This window comes from Streptomyces sp. WM6386 (assembly GCF_000972385.1).
Classification (GTDB): domain Bacteria; phylum Actinomycetota; class Actinomycetes; order Streptomycetales; family Streptomycetaceae; genus Streptomyces.
The window spans coordinates 1-304 of record NZ_JXTE01000819.1 but is presented as its reverse complement, the minus strand read 5'-3'; the positions used below and the strand labels follow the sequence as shown (position 1 = coordinate 304).

General features: G+C 71.4%; 1 pseudogene. It reads right to left on the bottom strand.

Going from position 1 to position 304, the window contains the following annotated elements:
- Nucleotides 1-157 precede the first annotated feature (157 nt).
- Nucleotides 158-304: pseudogene (locus tag TN53_RS49055) on the bottom strand (ABC transporter permease); the annotation flags it as partial.

Here is a 304-nt window from a genome sequence, read left to right as displayed (position 1 = left end):
CCTGCAGTGGGGGCCCGAACACCACTCTCGCACCCCGCTGTTCCAGAAGTTCGGGGCGAACCAGAACCCCGACTTCCCCGTCACCCAAGTCCGGGGGAACGCCGTGACGTCCCCCCCGTCCCCGGCCCCATCAGGAGCAGCCCACCGACTCTCGGGGGGGGGCCCAGTTGCTGTCTCCTATACCCACGTCGACGAGCCCGATCGGCGGTACCACCAACGGCAGTTGACACCCCCCCTCGACGACCGGCCGCAGCCGGGGCGACCCGAGCCGCAGCGCCACCGTCGCGGGCACCATCAGGAGCAG